This window comes from Burkholderia sp. MSMB1498 (assembly GCF_001526245.1).
GTDB lineage: Bacteria > Pseudomonadota > Gammaproteobacteria > Burkholderiales > Burkholderiaceae > Burkholderia > Burkholderia savannae.
Genome location: NZ_LOYJ01000003.1, coordinates 69,406 through 86,899 on the forward strand (window position 1 = coordinate 69,406; position 17,494 = coordinate 86,899).

The 17,494-nt window shown below is 70.6% G+C and carries 14 protein-coding genes; all 14 read right to left on the reverse strand.

Features of this window, described 5'->3' with window-relative positions; translation table 11 throughout:
• Window positions 1-39 precede the first annotated feature (39 nt).
• Window positions 40-450: a group II truncated hemoglobin gene (locus WS91_RS00645; protein ID WP_038747342.1), complete on the reverse strand. Its 411-nt coding sequence runs from the start codon at window positions 448-450 to the stop codon at window positions 40-42.
• A 71-nt stretch (window positions 451-521) separates the two neighbouring features.
• The gene (locus WS91_RS00650) at window positions 522-3,140 is read right to left on the reverse strand and encodes an ABC transporter permease (protein WP_059574644.1); all 2,619 of its coding nucleotides are present in this window, start codon (window positions 3,138-3,140) and stop codon (window positions 522-524) included.
• Complete coding sequence (locus WS91_RS00655; RefSeq protein ID WP_059669570.1) at window positions 3,137-3,754, reverse strand: DUF4126 domain-containing protein; 618 nt, start codon at window positions 3,752-3,754, stop codon at window positions 3,137-3,139. Before WS91_RS00655 ends, WS91_RS00650 begins: the two co-directional genes overlap by 4 nt.
• Window positions 3,755-3,945: 191 nt before the next feature.
• Window positions 3,946-4,266 carry a quaternary ammonium compound efflux SMR transporter SugE gene (gene sugE, locus WS91_RS00660; protein WP_038747351.1) on the reverse strand — a complete coding sequence of 107 codons (321 nt, stop codon included), beginning with the start codon at window positions 4,264-4,266 and terminating at the stop codon, window positions 3,946-3,948.
• Between the two features lie 198 nt (window positions 4,267-4,464).
• Window positions 4,465-4,761, reverse strand: coding sequence for a putative hemolysin (locus WS91_RS00665; protein ID WP_038747354.1), 297 nt, complete (start codon window positions 4,759-4,761; stop codon window positions 4,465-4,467).
• 291 nt (window positions 4,762-5,052) lie between these two features.
• A complete protein-coding gene (kdpE, locus tag WS91_RS00670; RefSeq protein WP_038747356.1) occupies window positions 5,053-5,751 on the reverse strand; it encodes a two-component system response regulator KdpE in 699 nt (232 codons plus the stop codon).
• The gene (locus tag WS91_RS00675) at window positions 5,744-8,881 is read right to left on the reverse strand and encodes a DUF4118 domain-containing protein (RefSeq protein ID WP_059669571.1); all 3,138 of its coding nucleotides are present in this window, start codon (window positions 8,879-8,881) and stop codon (window positions 5,744-5,746) included. Before WS91_RS00675 ends, kdpE begins: the two co-directional genes overlap by 8 nt.
• Window positions 8,882-9,149: 268 nt before the next feature.
• The gene (gene kdpC, locus WS91_RS00680; protein ID WP_059669572.1) at window positions 9,150-9,731 is read right to left on the reverse strand and encodes a potassium-transporting ATPase subunit KdpC; all 582 of its coding nucleotides are present in this window, start codon (window positions 9,729-9,731) and stop codon (window positions 9,150-9,152) included.
• Window positions 9,732-9,743: 12 nt separating this feature from the next.
• Window positions 9,744-11,855, reverse strand: a complete 2,112-nt coding sequence (kdpB, locus tag WS91_RS00685; RefSeq protein ID WP_059574650.1) for a potassium-transporting ATPase subunit KdpB — start codon at window positions 11,853-11,855, stop codon at window positions 9,744-9,746.
• A 67-nt stretch (window positions 11,856-11,922) separates the two neighbouring features.
• Window positions 11,923-13,731: a potassium-transporting ATPase subunit KdpA gene (gene kdpA / locus WS91_RS00690; RefSeq protein WP_059574653.1), complete on the reverse strand. Its 1,809-nt coding sequence runs from the start codon at window positions 13,729-13,731 to the stop codon at window positions 11,923-11,925.
• Window positions 13,728-13,820 (reverse strand): K(+)-transporting ATPase subunit F, encoded by a 93-nt coding sequence (kdpF, locus tag WS91_RS00695; protein WP_038753116.1) that lies wholly within the window; start codon window positions 13,818-13,820, stop codon window positions 13,728-13,730. The genes kdpA and kdpF overlap by 4 nt, the downstream gene beginning before the upstream one ends.
• Window positions 13,821-14,256: 436 nt before the next feature.
• On the reverse strand, window positions 14,257-15,231 hold the full coding sequence (locus tag WS91_RS00705; protein WP_038753118.1) for a quinone oxidoreductase family protein: 975 nt from the start codon (window positions 15,229-15,231) through the stop codon (window positions 14,257-14,259).
• A gap of 722 nt (window positions 15,232-15,953) precedes the next feature.
• Window positions 15,954-16,346, reverse strand: coding sequence for a methylglyoxal synthase (locus WS91_RS00720; protein ID WP_038753122.1), 393 nt, complete (start codon window positions 16,344-16,346; stop codon window positions 15,954-15,956).
• A 193-nt stretch (window positions 16,347-16,539) separates the two neighbouring features.
• Window positions 16,540-17,319, reverse strand: coding sequence for an SDR family oxidoreductase (locus WS91_RS00725; RefSeq protein ID WP_059669575.1), 780 nt, complete (start codon window positions 17,317-17,319; stop codon window positions 16,540-16,542).
• Window positions 17,320-17,494 lie beyond the last annotated feature (175 nt).

Below are 17,494 nucleotides of genomic sequence, written 5' to 3' on the forward strand. Positions count from 1 at the left end.
CGCAATTTCGCGCGGCGCGCACCGAAGCGTACCGGAATTTCAGCCGGGACGGTTTCGCATCCAGTCGGCCGTTTCGTAGAACGCGTGCATCAGCCGCTCGCGCAGCGGCGTGTCGAGCCCCACGTCCTCCATCGCCCACGCGATGCAGCGCAGCCACTGGTCGCGCTCGTGCGACGCGATCGAAAACGGCAGATGCCGCGCGCGCAGCCGCGGATGGCCGAAGCGCTCGATGTAGTGATCGGGCCCGCCGAGCCAGCCGCACAGGAACCAGAACAGCTTGTCGCGCGAGCCGTCGAGCGCCGGCGGATGCAGCGCGCGAATGCCCGCGAATTCGGGCTCGAGGTCCATCAGGTCGTAGAAGCGGTCGACGAGCTCGCGCACGCGCGCCTCGCCGCCCACGAGTTCGAACGCCGTCGGCTGCGACGGCGCGTCATTGGTTGCATCGGTCATACGGACATCAGTCGAATGGAACAAACAAGAAAACGAAAAGCGGATCGCCGAAGATACCGCGTGCGCGCGATTCATGCATCGCGCAGCGATTGAAGCGCCGGGCGGCGCAGCACGCCGCGCAGGCCGAGCCAACCGGCCGCGCCCGCGCATGCGACGCCCGCCGCGATGCCGGCCGGCACGAGCCACGGGTCCGGCGAAAGCGCGAAATCGAACACGCGCGACGCGAGCACCGCGCCGACCGCGAGCGCCCCCGCCGCCGCCATCGCGCCCGCGAGCACGCCGACAACGATGAACTCCGCGCGCTGCACCGCGACGATCTGCGCGCGCGACGCGCCGAGCGCGCGCATCAGCGCGGCCTCGCGCACGCGCTCGTCGCGCGAGCCGGCGAGCGCCGTGTACAGCACGAGCACGCCCGCCGCGAGCGTGAAGCCGAACAGGAACTGCACCGCGCCGATCACCTGCAGCAGCACGCGCTCGAGCTGCGCGAGGATCGGCGCGACGTCGATCGCGGTCAGGTTCGGATAGCGCGCGATCAGGCCGTCGAGCACGCGCTGCCGCGCGAGCGGCAAATGGAAGCTCGTGATGTACATCGCCGGGAACTCGCGCAGCGCCGCGGGCGGCATCAGCACGAAGAAGTTCACGCGGAACGTGCCCCAGTCGAGCTTGCGCACGCTCGTCACGGGCGCCTCGACGGTGAGGCCCGTCACGTCGAAGCGCAGCGTGTCGCCCGCCTTCACGCCAAGCGTCTTCGCGAGCCCCGCCTCGATCGAGATCTGCGGGGCGTTCGATGCGCCGAACCAGTCGCCCGCGACGATCCGGTTGTCGCCGGGCAGTTGCGTCGTGTACGACAGGTTGAATTCGCGGTCGACGAGGCGGCGCGCATCGTCGTTCTTGTAGTCGTCCGGATTCACCGGCTTGCCGTTCACCGACAAGAGCCGCCCGCGCACCATCGGCGACAGCGCCGGGTTCGCGATGCCGTTGGCCGCGAGATAGCGGACGACTTCGTCGCGCTGGTCGGGCTGGATGTCGATGAGGAACTGGTTCGGCGCATCGGGCGGCGTCGACTGCCGCCAGCCGGCAACGAGATCGTTGCGCGTGATCGCGATGAGCAGCAGGCACATCAGGCCGAGCGCGAGCGCGGTGATCTGCAGCGCGCTCGCGGCGCCGCGCCGATCGAGCGACGCGAGCGCGTAGCGCCAGCCGAGCCCCGCCGCGACGCGGCCGTCGCGCACGAGCCGCGCGGCCGCGAAGAGCGCGAGCCGCGCGAGGAGCGCGAACAGCACGAGGCTGCCCGCGAAGCCGCCCGCGACGATGAGGCCGAGCGTCAGGTTGCCCGCCGCTGCGATCAGGAGCGCCGCGAAGAGCGCGATGCCCGCCGCGTAGCCCGCCCATGCGATGCGGCCGGCCTCGCCCCACTCGCGGCGCAGCACGCGCACGGGCGGCACGCGCGTCAACGGCGCGAGCGGCGGCAGCGCGAAGCCGAGCAAGAGCACGAGCCCCGTCGCGACGCCGATCGCCGCCGGCCACACCGAAGGCGGCGGCAGCACGACGTCGATCAGGCTGCCGAGCGCGCGCAGCAGCACGAGATGGCCGACGTAGCCGAGCGCCGCGCCCGCGACGCCGCCCGCCACGCCGAGCAGCGCGAATTCGATCGCGAACAGCGCCGACAGCGTGCGGCGGCTCGCGCCCAGACAGCGCATCGCCGCGCAACCGTCGAGATGGCGGCGCATGTAGCGCTGCGCGGCCATCGCGATCGCGACGGCCGCAAGGAGCGAAGTCAGCAGCGCGACGAGCGTGAGGAAATGGCGCGCGCGGTCGAGCGTCTGCCGCACCTGCGGCTGCCCTTCCTGCAGCGATTCGAGCGCGACGCCGCGCAGCTTGCCGCCGTCGACGCGCGCATGCGCATAGCTTGCGAAGCGTTCGACGGCCGCGTCGTCGCCCGCGACGAGGAGCCGGTACGTGACGCGGCTGCCGTAGCCGGTGAGCCCCGTCGATTCGAGCTCGTCCGCGCGCAGCATCACGCGCGGCGAGAAGTTGACGAACGAGAAGCCGCGATCGAGCTCGCGGGTGATCGCCGCGCCGATCGTGAACGAGCGTTCGCCGACGCGCAGCGTATTGCCCACCTTCAGATGCAGCGCGTCGAGCAGCGACGGGTCGATCCACACGGTGCCGGGGACTGGAATCGAACCGGCGGGACGGCCGGGCGCGTTCGCGTCGGGCGCGATCTCGACCGCGCCGCGCAACGGATAGCCGGCCGACACGGCCTTCACGGCCGCGAGGCGCACGGGCGGCAGGCCGCCTGCGTCGGCCGCGGTGGCGGGCGAATTGGGCGAATTGGGCGAACCGGGAGGATTGAGCGCGCCGACCATGCTCGGGAAGATCGCGGTCGTCGCGGTCGCGAGGCCAAGCGATCGCGCCTCGCGCGCGAACGCCGGGTCGATCGGACGATCGGCCCGTATGACGAAGTCCGCGCCGAGCATCCGGCGCGCGTCGCGCTCGAGGCCCTGACGCAGCCTGTCGGCGAGAAACCCGACGCTCGTGAGCGCCGCCACCGCGAGCACGAGCGCGAGCGCGACGAGCGTCAGCTCGCCCGCGCGCCAATCGCGCAGCGTCATCCGCCCCGCCTGGCGCAGCAGGTCGACGGGGCCGAAACGGCGGCCGGCCGGCATCGCTTTACCCGCCGCCGTCAATCGCGCTTGCTCCCGATCGAATTCAGCCGCGACACCATGTGGTTCGCCATCCCGCGAAAGCCGCCCGACACGCCGCGCCAGAGCCGCGGCAGCGCCCATGCGGAGAACGCGAGAAAGCCGATCATCAGCGCGATGAACACGAGCGGCACGAAGAACGCGAGCGCGAGGCCGCCGACCGCGAGCCCGTCCTCGGTCGTCGACGCGATCCAGTTCGAGATCGGCTCCGGCGACAGGTTGATGAGCGCGCGCGTGCCCGCCTTCGCGATATGCGCGGAGCCGGCGAGCGTGCCGCCCGCGAGGCCCGCGACCGCGAGAAGCGTCGGATCGGCGTGGCCGAGCGAGGCCGCCGCGAGCACGGCCCCCGCGGGAATCCGGATGAACGTGTGGACCGCGTCCCAGAGCGAATCGAACGCGGGAATCTTGTCGGCGAGGAACTCGGCGAGCGTGAGCACGGCGGCCGCGCCGATCACCCAAGGCGACGTCAGCACCGCGAGCGTGTCGGGCAGATGAATGAGATCGAGGCGCGCGAACACGCCCGCGATCAGCACGGTGAGATAGAGGCGCAGGCCGCTCGCCCACGCGAGCCCCGCGCCGAGCGAAATGGCTTCGACCATGTGCGGCCTCCTTGCGCAATGCGCGCGGTTCGAGGGCGGACCGCGCCCGAACCCGGGCGAAGCGGCCCATCGACCCGCCTGCCCCGCCGATTCGCGTGCGGCGGCGGGGCGTTGTCAGATGGATTCCGCTTCATTATAGACGCGCGCCGCGCGCAGCCGCCGCACCGCCGACGCGGGCAAACCCTGCGCGCTCAGCCGGCCGACGACAGCTTGAGGCCGACGAGCCCGACGACGATCAGCGACGCGCTCGCGATCCGGGCGAGCGTCACCGCTTCGCCGAGCATCACGATCCCGAAAATGAACGCGCCGACGGCGCCGATGCCCGTCCAGACCGCATACGCGGTGCCGAGCGGCAGTTCGCGCATCGCGACGGCGAGCAAGCCGAAGCTGCCGAGCGCGGTGACGATCGTGAAGATGGACGGGCCGAGACGCGTGAAGCCCTCGGAGGATTTGAGGCCGGCGGCCCATGCGATTTCGAGCAGACCGGCGACGAGAAGCCACAGCCAAGGCATGCGGGGACTCTCCGTGAATCAAATGGGGTCGTCCCCGTTGTACATCGGCGGCCCGGGGTCGTCCCCGGGCGTCGGAAGTATAACAAGCAGCTTACAATCGCGCTGCGCGCGCCCGCGAGGCCGCGCCCGCGCGCCGCAGGATCGGCGTCCGGGCATCGGACATCCGGCGAAATCGCGCCGCGCCGGCATGCCGCCCCGTCACTTCGATTCGGGCTTGCGGCCGTGCTGCGCGATCGGCCAGCCGTGCGCGTCGAGCAGCACGCAGCGATCGTCGCGATAAAGCGCCCACTCCTCGCACTCGCGCCCGTCCCTGAACGCGCAGATTCCGTACTGGCCGCGCGGGCCGTCGTGGATCACCACCTTGCCGCCGAGCTTCTCGCAATTCACCGACGCCGGATTCGCGAGCGTCGTCGCCTGATTCGGCGGCAACGGCTGCGCGAGCGCCGCCGCGGCGCCGATGCCCAATGCGCAACCGCACAGTAGACGGACGAGCATGGCTGACCTCCTCGTTATGTTGGGTTGGTTAAGCGCTCAGCATAAGAGAAAAACGCGCGAGGCGGCGTCGCGCGCGGTCGGCGGGGCGCCCGATTGGGCCCGTCGACGGGCTGCCCGCGCGCACGCGCGGCGACGCTTCGCGACGCGACGCGGCGTCGACCGTCTGCCGTCCGCCTCCCGCCGTCGACCGGCCGCCAGGCGACGCGCGAACACCCCGCGACGGAACGCAACGCGGCGCGCGCGGGCCACAGCTGCGCGCGACGCGCGGCCCCGCGCGCGGACGCCGCCGCGTCAGCCCGCGCCGACGAGCCGGTAGCCGACGCCCGTCTCGGTGACGATGTGCTGCGGCTGCGCGGGATCGGTTTCGAGCTTCTGCCGCAGGTGCGCCATGTAGATCCGCAGGTAGTGGTGGCTTTCGACGTGCGTCGGCCCCCAGACGTCGCGCAGCAGCTGACGGTGCGTGAGCACGCGGCCCGCGTGCCGCACGAGCGTCGCGAGCAGCCGATACTCGAGCGGCGTCAGGTGGACCACCTCGCCGCCGCGCCACACGCGCCGCAGCGCGAGGTCGACGCTCACGTCGCCGAACTTCACGAGCGGCGACTCGGCCGCGCCCCCCTGATTGCGCCGCCGCAGATGCGCGCGAATACGCGCGAGCAGCTCGGACACGCCGAACGGCTTCGTCAGGTAGTCGTCGGCGCCCGCGTCGAGCGCGGCCACCTTCTCCTCCTCATGCGTGCGCGCCGACAGCACGATCACCGGCATCTCGGACCAGCCGCGCAGTTCGCGAATCACGTCGAGGCCGTCGCCGTCCGGCAGGCCGAGATCGACGATCGCGAGATCGGGCTTGCGGGTCGCGGCCTCGATCAAGCCCTGGCGGCCCGTTTCTGCGTCGAACACCGCGATCCCCTCTTCCTCGAGCGCGCTGCGCACGAAACGGCGGATCTGTTTTTCGTCTTCGATCAGAACGACGGTGACGGTCGGTTCACTCATGGTCATGCGGATGTTCGTTGGATACGGGCGCCGGCGCGCCGGCGCCGCGGCCAGTCTCAAGCACCGGCGCGGCTCGGCGCGGCTCGGCACGGGAACGTGCGTCGGCGCTTGCGCCGGATGCGTGCTCGCCGCTTTCCGGTTCGCCGCTTTCCGATTCGCCGCTTTCCGGTTTGCTGCTTTCCGGTTCGCCGCTTTCGCGCTCGACGGCCGCGTGTACATCGTCGGCCGCGCGCTCGCCGGGCGCGGCGCGGGAACACGCGTCGGCGGACGGCTCGCCCGCCGGCGGCTCGCCGAAGGGCGCTTCACCCGCGCGGCCCGCCGCGCCCGCCTCGTCGTCCGACCGCTCGCCGTCCGGCTCCTCGTCGCCCGCGCCGGGCTCGGGCGGCGGCGTCTCGACGGGCAGCGTGAACCAGAAGCGCGCGCCCTCGACCCGGCCGTTCGGCCCGAGCCGGTTGAGCGCGCCGATTTTACCGCCGTGCGCGTCGACGATCGCGCGGCAAATCGCGAGCCCGAGGCCGATGCCGGGCGTCGCCGACTCCTTCTCGCCGCGCGTGAACTTCTCGAAAATCCGCGCCTCCATGCCGGCCGGCAACCCCGGGCCGTGGTCGTCGACGAACACGCGCACGAACGGCCGGCTGTCGTCGACGATGCGCTCCGCGCCGATCTCGATCGGCGTGTCGAGCGGCGTGTACTTCGCCGCGTTCTCGAACAGGTTCGCGAAGAGCCGCTCCATCAGCACCGCGTCCATCTGCAGCAGCGGCAGATCGGCCGGCAGCCGCACGCGCGCCGGATGACGCGCGAGCACGCGCTTGCACGCGCCGAGCGCCGCGCCGACCGTCTCCTCGAGCAGCGACCACTGGCGCTTCAGTTGCAGGCTGCCCGCCTGCAGCCGCGCCATGTCGAGCAGGTTCGTGACGATCCCCGTCATCCTGAGCGCCTCGTCGTGGATCGACTCGACGAGCTCGTCCTCGCGCGCGGGCGGGCCGACGCCGTCGTTGCGCGGCGCGCCGCGCGCGTTCGCGAGCATCGACGACAGCCCGACGATCGCCGTGAGCGGCGTGCGCAGATCGTGCGAGATCGCCGACAGCAGCGAGTTGCGCAGCCGCTCCGATTCCATGTTGACGAGCGCGTCGCGCGCGATGTCGACGTAGTGGACGCGCTCGAGCGCGAGCGCGATCTGCGCGGCGAACGCGTCGATCATCCGCTGCTGCTCGGGCACCTCGAGCTCGCGCGAATCCTTCGTGACGACGGCGAGCACGCCGCGCGTGCGCATCGGCGCCTTCAGCGGCAGATAGAGCGCCGTCGCCGCGGGCAGCGTGTCGGTGCCGTGCCCGGCCGGCTTCTGCTGGTCGTACACCCATTGGCCGACGTCGATGTCGAGCGCCGCCCCCGTGATCGTCACCGCCTCGTCCGGGTTCTCGATCTTCTGCTGGACCTTGTCGCCGCTGTCCGGCAGCAGGATCGCGACGCGCGCGCGGAACACCTCGGACACGTGCCGGCCGCCGATCTCGACGATCTGCTCGGCCGTGAGCGCCGCCGCGAGCTCGCGCGCCATCGCGTACATCGCGCTCGTGCGCCGCTCGCGCCGCTGCGCGATCGTCGCGCCGCGCGTGAGGCTCGACGTCAGATGGCTGATCACGAGCGACGTGAGCAGCATTCCGAAGAAGGTCAGCAGATACTGCGTGTCCGTCACGGAGAACGACATGCGCGGCGGCACGAAGAAGTAGTCGAACGCGGCGACCGACAGGAACGACTGCACGACGCCCGGCCCGCGCCCGAGGCGCACCGCCGAGAACACGACGCCGAGCAGGTACAGCATCACGAGATTGGTCAGGTCGAGATGGCTCTGCAGCAGGTTCGCGACGCCCGTGATCAGCGCGCAGATCGCCGCCGCATAGCCGTAGTTGCGCGGCGGCGAGCGGCCGTCGACGACGCTCGAGAACGCGTCGCGCCACGCGCGCGCGCCGGCGTCGAGCGGCGCGCGCGCGTCCTCGCCCGCCGACGCGCGGATCAGCATCAGGTCGACGTCGCCCGCGCGCTCCGCGAGCTGCTCGCCGAACGGGCGCGAGAAGCGGCGCAACAAGCCGCTCTTCGACGAGCCGCCCGCGACGATCTTCGACACGTTGCGCACCTGCGCGTAGCCGATCAGCGCGGCGACCGCGTCCGCGCCCGTCAGCGTCGCCGTCTCGGCGCCGAGCTCGGCCGCGAGCTTCAATGCGTTGAGCGTGCGCTGGCGGGCCGCGTCGGGCAGCCGCGCGAGCCGCGGCGTCTCGACGTACACCGCGAGCCAGTCGGCCTTCAGGCTCGCGGCGAGGCGCGCGGCCGCGCGCACGAGCGTCGGCGCTTCGGGCCCTGGGCCAACGCACACGAGCAGGCGCTCGCGCGCCTGCCAGATCCGCTGGATCGAGCGATCCGCGCGGTACTCGCGCATCTGCGCGTCGACGCGGTCGGCCGTGCGCCGCAGCGCGAGCTCGCGCAGCGCGATCAGGTTGCCCTTGCGGAAGAAATTGCGCACCGCCCGCTCGGCCTGCTGCGCCATGTAGACCTTGCCTTCGCGCAGCCGGCTCAGCAGCTCCTCGGCGGGCAGGTCGACGAGCGTGACTTCGTCGGCCACGTCGAACACGCGGTCGGGCACGGTTTCCCACACGCGAATGCCCGTGATCGCGCCGACCACGTCGTTCAGGCTCTCGAGATGCTGGACGTTGACGGTCGTGTAGACGTCGATGCCCGCGTCGAGCAGCTCGTACACGTCCTGCCAGCGCTTCAGGTGCCGCGCGCCCGGCACGTTCGAGTGCGCGAGCTCGTCGACGAGAACGAGCTGCGGGCGGCGGGCGAGCGCCGCGTCGAGATCGAACTCGCCGATCTTGCGGCCGCGGTATTCGATCTGCATGAGCGGCAGCACGTCGAGCCCTTCGACGAGCGACGCCGTCTCGCTGCGGCCGTGCGTCTCGACGATGCCGACGACGACGTCGACGCCCTCCTGCTTGCGCGCGCGCGCGGCGAGCAGCATCGCATAGGTCTTGCCGACGCCCGCCGACGCGCCGAAGAAGATCTTCAGCTTGCCGCGCTGCTGCTTTTCCTCTTCTCGCTGGATCTTGTCGAGAAGCTGATCAGGATCGGGACGGTTCATGCGAGGCCGAGGTCTCCGGTTGGCGGCTGAAATTCATTGTCGTTCGAAAACGCCCAAAAAGGAAAGGACGACGCGTCGAGCGCGTCGTCCGGATGGCGCGACGGGGCCGCGGCGCGGGCGGCGGCGTTCCCGCCGCGCCGTCGATTGCGACGCCGCGCCGCGCTTCGCCCCACCCTGCGCTCCCCCCGCCGCGAACGCGCCGCGCGGCCCGGCGGCGGGCGGCGGGCGGCGCGGCGCGTCAATGCGCGTCAATGCGCGTCAATGCGCGTCAATGCGCGGCCTGCGCGGCGTCGAGCGCGAGGTTCAGCTTCAGCACGTTCACGCGCGGCTCGCCGAGCACGCCGAACTGGCGGCCCGCCGTATTGTCCGCGACGAGGCGGCGCACGTCGGCTTCCGGCATCTTGCGCGCCTGCGCGACGCGCGCGACCTGATAGTCGGCCGCGGCCGGGCTGATTTCCGGATCGAGGCCGCTTGCCGACGCCGTCACGAGATCGACGGGCACGGACTTCGACAGGTCGGTGCCCGCCGCCTTCAGCGCGTCGAGCCGGCCCTTCACCTGATCCTTCAGCGAAGGATTGAGCGGCCCGAGATTCGAGCCGCCCGAGCCCGTCGCGTTGTACGGCATCGGGCTCGTCGCCGACAGGCGGCCCCAGAAGTACTGCGGCGCGTCGAACTGCTGGCCGATCAGCGCGGAGCCGACGATCTTGCCGCCCTTCTCGACGAGGCTGCCGTTCGCCTGCGACGGGAACACGGCCTGGCCGAAGACCGTCATCACGGCCGGATACGCGAGCCCCGTCACGACGGTCAGCACGACGAACACGACGATGAGCGGACGAAACAGTGATTTCATGACGATGTTCCTTTAAACCCAGCCGAAGACGGCGAGCACCATGTCGATCAGCTTGATGCCGGCGAACGGCACGAGAATCCCGCCGAGGCCGTACACGAACAGATTGCGGCGCAGCAGCGACGCCGCGCCGAGCGGGCGGTACTTCACGCCCTTCAACGCGAGCGGAATCAGCAGCACGATGATGAGCGCGTTGAAGATCACGGCCGACATGATCGCCGACGCGGGCGTGGCCAGATGCATCACGTTCAGCGCGTCGAGCTGCGGGTACGTGGTCGCGAACGCGGCCGGAATGATCGCGAAATACTTCGCGATGTCGTTCGCGATCGAGAACGTCGTGAGCGAGCCGCGCGTCATCAGCATCTGCTTGCCGATCTCGACGATCTCGATCAGCTTCGTCGGGTTCGAGTCGAGATCCACCATGTTGCCCGCTTCCTTCGCCGCCTGCGTGCCCGTGTTCATCGCGACGGCCACGTCCGCCTGCGCGAGCGCCGGCGCGTCGTTCGTGCCGTCGCCCGTCATCGCGACGAGGCGGCCCGCCGCCTGGTGCTCGCGGATCGTCGCGAGCTTGGTTTCCGGCGTCGCTTCCGCGAGGAAATCGTCGACGCCCGCCTCCGCCGCGATCGCCGCGGCGGTGAGCCGGTTGTCGCCCGTCACCATCACGGTCTTGATGCCCATCTTGCGCAGCTCGGCGAAGCGCTCCTTGATGCCGCCCTTCACGATGTCCTTCAGCTCGATTACGCCGAGCACGCGCGCCGCGTCGCCCTGCTTTTCCGCGACGACGAGCGGCGTGCTGCCGCGGCGCGCGGCGTCGTCGACCGCGCGCCGCACTTCTTCCGGAAAGCGGCTGCCGTGCGTCTCGACGTAGCGGCGGATCGCGTCGGCCGCGCCCTTGCGGATCTCGCGGTCCGGCGCGCCGGACGGCGCGCCCGTGGGGGCCAGGTCGACGCCGCTCATCCGCGTCTGCGCGGAAAAGCCGATGAACGTCGCGTGCAGTTGCGCCATGTCGCGCTGGCGGATGTTGAAGCGCTCCTTCGCGAGCACGACGATGCTGCGGCCCTCCGGCGTCTCGTCGGCGAGCGACGACAGTTGCGCGGCGTCCGCGAGCGTGGCCTCCGTCACGCCGGGCGCGGGCAGGAACGCCGACGCCTGACGGTTGCCGAGCGTGATCGTGCCCGTCTTGTCGAGCAACAGCACGTCGACGTCGCCCGCCGCCTCGACCGCGCGCCCCGACGTCGCGATCACGTTCGCCTGCATCATCCGGCTCATGCCCGCCACGCCGATCGCGGACAGCAGACCGCCGATCGTCGTCGGAATCAGGCACACGAGCAGCGCGACGAGCGCGGTGATCGTCACGACGTGCCCCGCCTTCATCGCGTCGACCGAGAACATCGAGAACGGCAGCAGCGTCGCGGTCGCGAGCAGCATCACGATCGTCAGCGCGACGAGCAGGATCGTGAGCGCGATCTCGTTGGGCGTCTTCTTGCGCTTCGCGCCCTCGACCATCGCGATCATCCGGTCGAGGAACGCCTCGCCCGGGTTCGCCGTCACCTGGACGACGATCCAGTCGGACAGCACGCGCGTGCCGCCCGTCACCGACGAGAAATCGCCGCCCGATTCGCGGATCACGGGCGCCGATTCGCCGGTGATCGCCGATTCGTCGACCGACGCGACGCCTTCGATCACGTCGCCGTCCGCGGGAATCGTGTCGCCCGCCTCGACGAGCACGACGTCGCCGCGGCGCAGATCCGACGCCGTCGTGATGCGCACGGGCGACTTCGGATGCGGCTCGTTGAGCTTCTTGGCCATCACGTCCTTCTTCGCGCTGCGAAGCGACGCGGCCTGCGCCTTCGAGCGGCCTTCGGCGATCGCCTCGGCGAAGTTCGCGAACAGCACGGTGAACCACAGCCACAGCGTCACCGCGAGAATGAAGCCCGCGGGCGCCTCGGCCTGCCCCATCAGCGCGGCGATCCACAGGATCGTCGTCAGGATGCTGCCGACGTACACGCAGAACATCACCGGGTTGCGGAACTGCGTGCGCGGCGTGAGTTTCTTGAACGAATCGACGATCGCCGGGCGCACGAGCGCCGGGTCGAACATCGATCGCGTAGCGGAATGTTGAGTCATTGCAATCCTCAGATGCGCGTATCCAGTTGTCTGGTTGTGCGCGAGTCCTCTCGTGTCGTTTGCGTGTTCAATGCGCGCCGACGAACAGCATCAGGTGCTCGACGCCCGGGCCGAGCGCGAGCGCCGGCACATAGGTGAGCGCGCCGACGAGCAGCACCGTGCCGAGCAGCAGCACGACGAACAGCGGGCCGTGCGTCGGCAGCGTGCCGCTCGTCGCGGCGATGCGCTTCTTCGCGGCGAGCGAGCCCGCGATCGCGAGCACCGGGACGATCGTGCCGAAGCGGCCGAACCACATCGCGATCGCCGTCATCCAGTTGTAGAACGGCGTGTTCACCGAGAGCCCCCCGAACGCGCTGCCGTTGTTGTTCGCGGCCGAGCTGAACGCGTACAGGATCTCCGAGAAGCCGTGCGGGCCGGGGTTCGCGATGCCGGCGCGGCCCGCGTCGGCGAGCACGGCGATCGACGTGCCGACGAGCACGAGCAGCGGCGTGAGCAGCACGACGATCGACACCATCTTCATCTCGTACGACTCGATCTTCTTGCCGACGTATTCGGGCGTGCGGCCGATCATCAGGCCCGCGACGAACACGGCGAGCAGCGCGAACACGAGCATCCCGTAGAGGCCGGAGCCGACGCCGCCGAAGATCACCTCGCCCAGCTGCATCAGGAGCATCGGCACGAGCCCGCCGACGGGCGTGAGCGAATCGTGCATCGCGTTGACGGCGCCGCACGACGCGGCCGTCGTCGCGACGACGAAGATGCCCGTCTGCGCGATGCCGAAGCGCGTTTCCTTGCCTTCCATGTTGCCGCCCGCCTGCAGCGCGCTCGCCGTCTGATCGACGTTCAGCGACGCGAGCACCGGCGTGCCGCCCTGCTCGGCGTTCATCTCGATGCCGATCGCGACCGCGAGCGCGACCGTCATCGCGGCGAGCACCGCGACGCCCTGCCGGCGATCGCCGATCATGTTGCCGAACACGAGACAGAGCGCGGCCGGGATGATCAGGATCGAGAAGATCTCGAGGAAGTTCGAGAACGGCGTGGGGTTTTCGTACGGATGCGCGGAATTGCCGTTGAAGAAGCCGCCGCCGTTCGTGCCGAGCATCTTGATCGCTTCCTGCGACGCGACGGGCCCCATCGCGAGCGTCTGCGCTTTCACGGGCGTCGTCACCGTGACCGGGTTGCCCTTCGCGTCCTTGACCGGATTGCCCTGCGCGTCGAGCTTCGGCGCCGCGTAGGCCGTCGTCTGCAGCGTCGGCACGTCCTGGTACGCCTTCATGTTCTGGATCACGCCCTGGCTCATCAGGAGCGCGGCGACGATCGCGGCCATCGGCACGAGCACGTACATCGTCACGCGCGTCACGTCGACCCAGAAGTTGCCGATCGTCTTCGCGGTGTGGCGCGCGAAGCCGCGGATCAGCGCGATCACGACGACGATGCCCGTGGCCGCCGACAGGAAGTTCTGCACGGTCAGGCCGAGCATCTGCGCGAGATAGCTGACGGTCTGCTCGGGCGTGTAGTCCTGCCAGTTCGTGTTCGTGACGAACGACACGGCCGTGTTGAACGCGCCGTCGACCGTCATCGGGCCGAAGCCCTGCGGGTTGCCCGGCAGCAGGCCCTGCACGCGCAGCAGCCCGTAGAGGAACAGCACGCCGAGCGCGTTGAACGCGATCGTCGCGATCGCGTACTGCTTCCAGCTCATCTCGGCCTGCGGGTCGACGCCCGCGATCCGGTAGAGCGCGCGCTCGAGCGGGCCGAACACGCGCACGACGGCCGACGAGCCGTCCATCACGCGGTTCAGGTAACGCGCGACCGGCACCGCGGCCGCGATCAGGACGACGATGAAAAGCGCCGCCTGCAACAGATTGTTCGCGTTCATTCGATGTCCTCCGCGCGCAACAGCGCGTAGACGAGATACGCGAACAGCAGGAACGTCGCCGTTCCCGCCAACCACAACATCCAGCTCATGAACGCCCCCCGCGACCGTATCGCGCAAGCTTCTCGCAACCGGCGATCAGCGCGAGCATCAACCCCGTGAAAAGCGCCAGACCGCCTATGTAAACCGCATCCATTCTTGTTTCTCCGTGTTCCAAATCGGACCGGTGAAACGTTAGAGGATTGCGTGTAAAGGGCAGGTCAAAGGTTCGCAGGGGGATGTAAAAAGCGCGTAAACGCGAACAGGCCGCGCCGCGGGAAGGCGCGACGCGTCGCGCCGTTCGCTGCGGATCGGATCGTCGGAATCGGCATGCGGCGCGCTCGGGCGCCGCGCCGTTCGCGCATCGGCAGCCGGCGCGTGCGGCGCCGCGCCGTTGCGAACGGTCATGGAACGAGCCGGCGCGCGGAACGGAAGGCGCGCGCGCCGGCTCCGGCACGCGGGGGCGTCACGGACGCGCCCGCGCGCGGATCAGGGCAGCAGGATCGTCGAGCCCGTCGTGCGGCGTGCCTCGAGATCGCGGTGAGCCTGCGCGACGTTCTCGAGCGGATAGCGCTGCTGGATGCTCGTCTTCACGCGCCCGGACGCGATCACGTCGAACAGCTCGGCCGCGTTGCGATCGAGATCCTCGCGCTTCGCGATGTACGAGAACAGCGTCGGCCGCGTGAAGAACAGCGAGCCGCGCGACGAAAACTCCTTCGAGTCGATCGGCGGCAGCGGCCCGGATGCGTTGCCGAAGCTGACGAAAAGCCCGAGCGGCGCGAGGCAGTCGAGCGAGCCGACGTAGGTGTCCTTGCCGATCGAGTCGTAGACCACCGGCACGCCCGCGCCGTTCGTGATGGCCTTCACGCGCTCGGTGAAATTCTCGCGCGTGTAGACGATCGGATGGTCGCAGCCGTGCGACTTCGCGAGCGCCGCCTTCTCGTCGGAGCCGACCGTGCCGATCACCGTCGCGCCGAGCGCCTTCGCCCACTGGCAGACAAGGAGGCCGACGCCGCCCGCCGCCGCGTGGATGAGGATCGTGTCGCCCGGCTTGACCGCGTACGTGCGGCGCAGCAGATATTGCGCGGTCAGACCTTGCAGCATCACCGACGCCGCGTCTTCGTAGCCGATGCCGTCCGGCAGCTTGACGAGCTTCGCGGCGGACAGCACGCGCTCCTGCGCGTACGCGCCCGGCGGCTGCGCGACGTAGGCGACGCGGTCGCCCGGCGCGAGCGTCGTCACGCCCTCGCCGACTTCCGTGATTTCGCCCGCCGCCTCCATGCCGAGGCCGCCCGGCAGCGGCTGCGGGTAGAGGCCGGTGCGGAAATAGACGTCGATGTAGTTGAGGCCGACCGCGTGCTGCTTGATGCGGACTTCGCCCGGCTGCGGCGCGCCGACGTCGACGTCGACCCACTTCATGACCTCCGGGCCGCCCGGCTGGTCGTAACGAATTGCCTTCGGCATGCTGGCTCCTCCTGGTTGCGATGCGCGTTGAGTTCGGAATCGGTTGGCGCGCCCGGGCGATGCGCGGGCGCGCGCAATGCGTGGACGAGCGCGACGCCCACGGCCGGCGGGTGGAACGAAGCGCGTCGGACGGCGTCGGCGCTGTCGGCGCTGTCGGCGCTGTCGGCGCTGTCGGCGCGCGCTCGCGTCGCGTCGCATGATTGTCGCGCGTTGCGGGAACGCTTGCAGGGCCCGGCTTCGACGCGCGTCGGATGCGCCGCGGGAGCCGGAATCGAGCGGTCGGCCCGCGCGGGCGGATGACGTCGCGCAATACGGCGCAATACGGCGCAATACGGCGCAAACGCGGCAAATGCTGCAACCGCGGCAAGCGCGCCCGCGCAGCGCCCGCGAGCGGCGGTTCGCTCGAACCGCGGCGGCGACGCCGCCGAAATGCGGCGAGCACCCGGCGAACTGCGGCGATGCCGCCGAGGAACGGTTGCGCGTCCGGGAGACGGTGCGACGACACGCCACGCGGGCGCTGCTCGCGCCGGAGACGATCAACGCGCAGCCTCGATGCGCGTAAGTGGGCGCCGCTCCAGTTCACCCGAGAGACACGAAAACAAAGCCGCGACGCCGCGACGCTCAAGAGCCGGCGATGTCCGGCCGCCCCGCCCGCTCGCCCCGACCCGCCGCAGCACCGGCTTCGGCCGAGCCGGCGTGCCCGCTCGGGCGCGCCGCGCCGCTCACGCCTTCGCGGCGAGCCGGCGCATCAATTCGTCGAGCAGCACGCGCGCCGTCGCGACGTTGGTCGCGACCGGCACGTCGTGCACGTCGCAGGCGCGCACGAGCGCCGTGATGTCGGGATCGTGCGGCTGCGCGGTCATCGGATCGCGCAGGAAGATCACGATGTCGACGCGCCCGTCCGCGAGCTCCGCGCCGATCTGCAGGTCGCCGCCAAGCGGCCCCGACAGCTTGCGCTCGACCTCGAGCCCGTGCGCCTGCGCGATCCGCCCGCCCGTCGTGCCCGTCGCGACGAGCCGGCATTGCGCGAGCGCCGCCCGGTAGGCGCCCGCGAGCGCGACGATTTCGTCCTTCTTCGCATCGTGCGCGATCAGCGCAATGCGGGGAGTGCTCATCTGTGAATCCTCTTCTGCTGATCTGTCGACGCGGGCCGACCGCGCGCGCCGGTCGCGGCCGATTCCGCTCCGCTTGCGTGCGCTGATGCGCGGTCACGCCCGAGCGGCGCCGAACCTGACCGGCGGCCGGCGCGCCGCCGTGCTAGCGCCGCCCCGCTACTTTACGGGCCCGGCATGACAGGCTCAAATCGTTTCAGAACGTGCCGGGATACGCGCCGCCGTCGAGCAGCCAGTTCTGCCCGGTGATGTAGCCGGCATGGACGCTGCACAAAAACGCGCACGCCGCGCCGAACTCGTCGGGCGTGCCGAGGCGCCTGGCCGGAATCTCCTTCGTGCGGCGCGCGCGCAGCTCGTCGACGGTGGCGCCTTGCGCCTTCGCCGCGGCGGCGAGCGTCGTCGCGATCCGGTCGGTGTCGAACAGGCCCGGCAGCAGGTTGTTGATCGTCACATTGTGCTCGACGACCTTGCGCGCGAGCCCCGCGACGAAGCCGGTAAGGCCCGAGCGCGCGCCGTTCGACAGCGCGAGCACGTCGATCGGCGCCTTCACGGCCGAGCTGGTGATGTTGACGATGCGCCCGAAGCGCCGCGCGATCATCCCGTCGACGGTCGCGCGGATCAGCTCGATCGGCGTCAGCATGTTCGCCTCGAGCGCGTGAATCCAGTCGTCGTGCGAGAAATCGCGGAAGTCGCCCGGCGGCGGGCCGCCCGCGTTCGTCACGAGGATGTCGGGCTGCGGGCACGCGGCGAGCGCGGCCGCGCGCCCTTCCGGCGTCGTGATGTCGCACGCGACGGCCGTCACGCCGGCGCCCGTCTTCGCGCGGATGTCGGCCGCGGCCGCCTCGAGCGTCTCGCGCGTGCGCGCGACGATCACGAGCGTTGCGCCCTCGGCCGCGAGCGCTTGCGCGCAGCCGAGCCCGAGGCCCTTGCTGGCCGCGCACACGAGCGCGGTCCGTCCTGCGATTCCCAGATCCATTGAGCGTGTTCCTTACCGATGCCTGCATGACGAAAACCGCCGCCGCGCGCAGCCGGGCGGCGCTTGACGCGCGCCCGTCCCGCCGCCTGCGACCGAACGCGCGCGCCAAACGCGCGTCGAAACGCCGATAATATCCGGATCGCGAGCGTTCATCTTCGGTAAACTTGCGGCTGTC

Coding starts and splice junctions, on each gene's coding strand:
- WS91_RS00655 (WP_059669570.1), bottom strand. CDS start 3,754: ATGGTCGAAGCCATTTCGCTCGGCGCGGGGCTCGCGTGGGCGAGCGGC.
- kdpC (WP_059669572.1), bottom strand. CDS start 9,731: ATGAAATCACTGTTTCGTCCGCTCATCGTCGTGTTCGTCGTGCTGACC.
- kdpA (WP_059574653.1), bottom strand. CDS start 13,731: ATGAACGCGAACAATCTGTTGCAGGCGGCGCTTTTCATCGTCGTCCTG.
- WS91_RS00675 (WP_059669571.1), bottom strand. CDS start 8,881: ATGAACCGTCCCGATCCTGATCAGCTTCTCGACAAGATCCAGCGAGAA.
- WS91_RS00705 (WP_038753118.1), bottom strand. CDS start 15,231: ATGCCGAAGGCAATTCGTTACGACCAGCCGGGCGGCCCGGAGGTCATG.
- kdpF (WP_038753116.1), bottom strand. CDS start 13,820: ATGAGCTGGATGTTGTGGTTGGCGGGAACGGCGACGTTCCTGCTGTTC.
- kdpB (WP_059574650.1), bottom strand. CDS start 11,855: ATGACTCAACATTCCGCTACGCGATCGATGTTCGACCCGGCGCTCGTG.
- WS91_RS00645 (WP_038747342.1), bottom strand. CDS start 450: ATGACCGATGCAACCAATGACGCGCCGTCGCAGCCGACGGCGTTCGAA.
- WS91_RS00720 (WP_038753122.1), bottom strand. CDS start 16,346: ATGAGCACTCCCCGCATTGCGCTGATCGCGCACGATGCGAAGAAGGAC.
- kdpE (WP_038747356.1), bottom strand. CDS start 5,751: ATGAGTGAACCGACCGTCACCGTCGTTCTGATCGAAGACGAAAAACAG.
- WS91_RS00725 (WP_059669575.1), bottom strand. CDS start 17,319: ATGGATCTGGGAATCGCAGGACGGACCGCGCTCGTGTGCGCGGCCAGC.
- sugE (WP_038747351.1), bottom strand. CDS start 4,266: ATGCCTTGGCTGTGGCTTCTCGTCGCCGGTCTGCTCGAAATCGCATGG.
- WS91_RS00665 (WP_038747354.1), bottom strand. CDS start 4,761: ATGCTCGTCCGTCTACTGTGCGGTTGCGCATTGGGCATCGGCGCCGCG.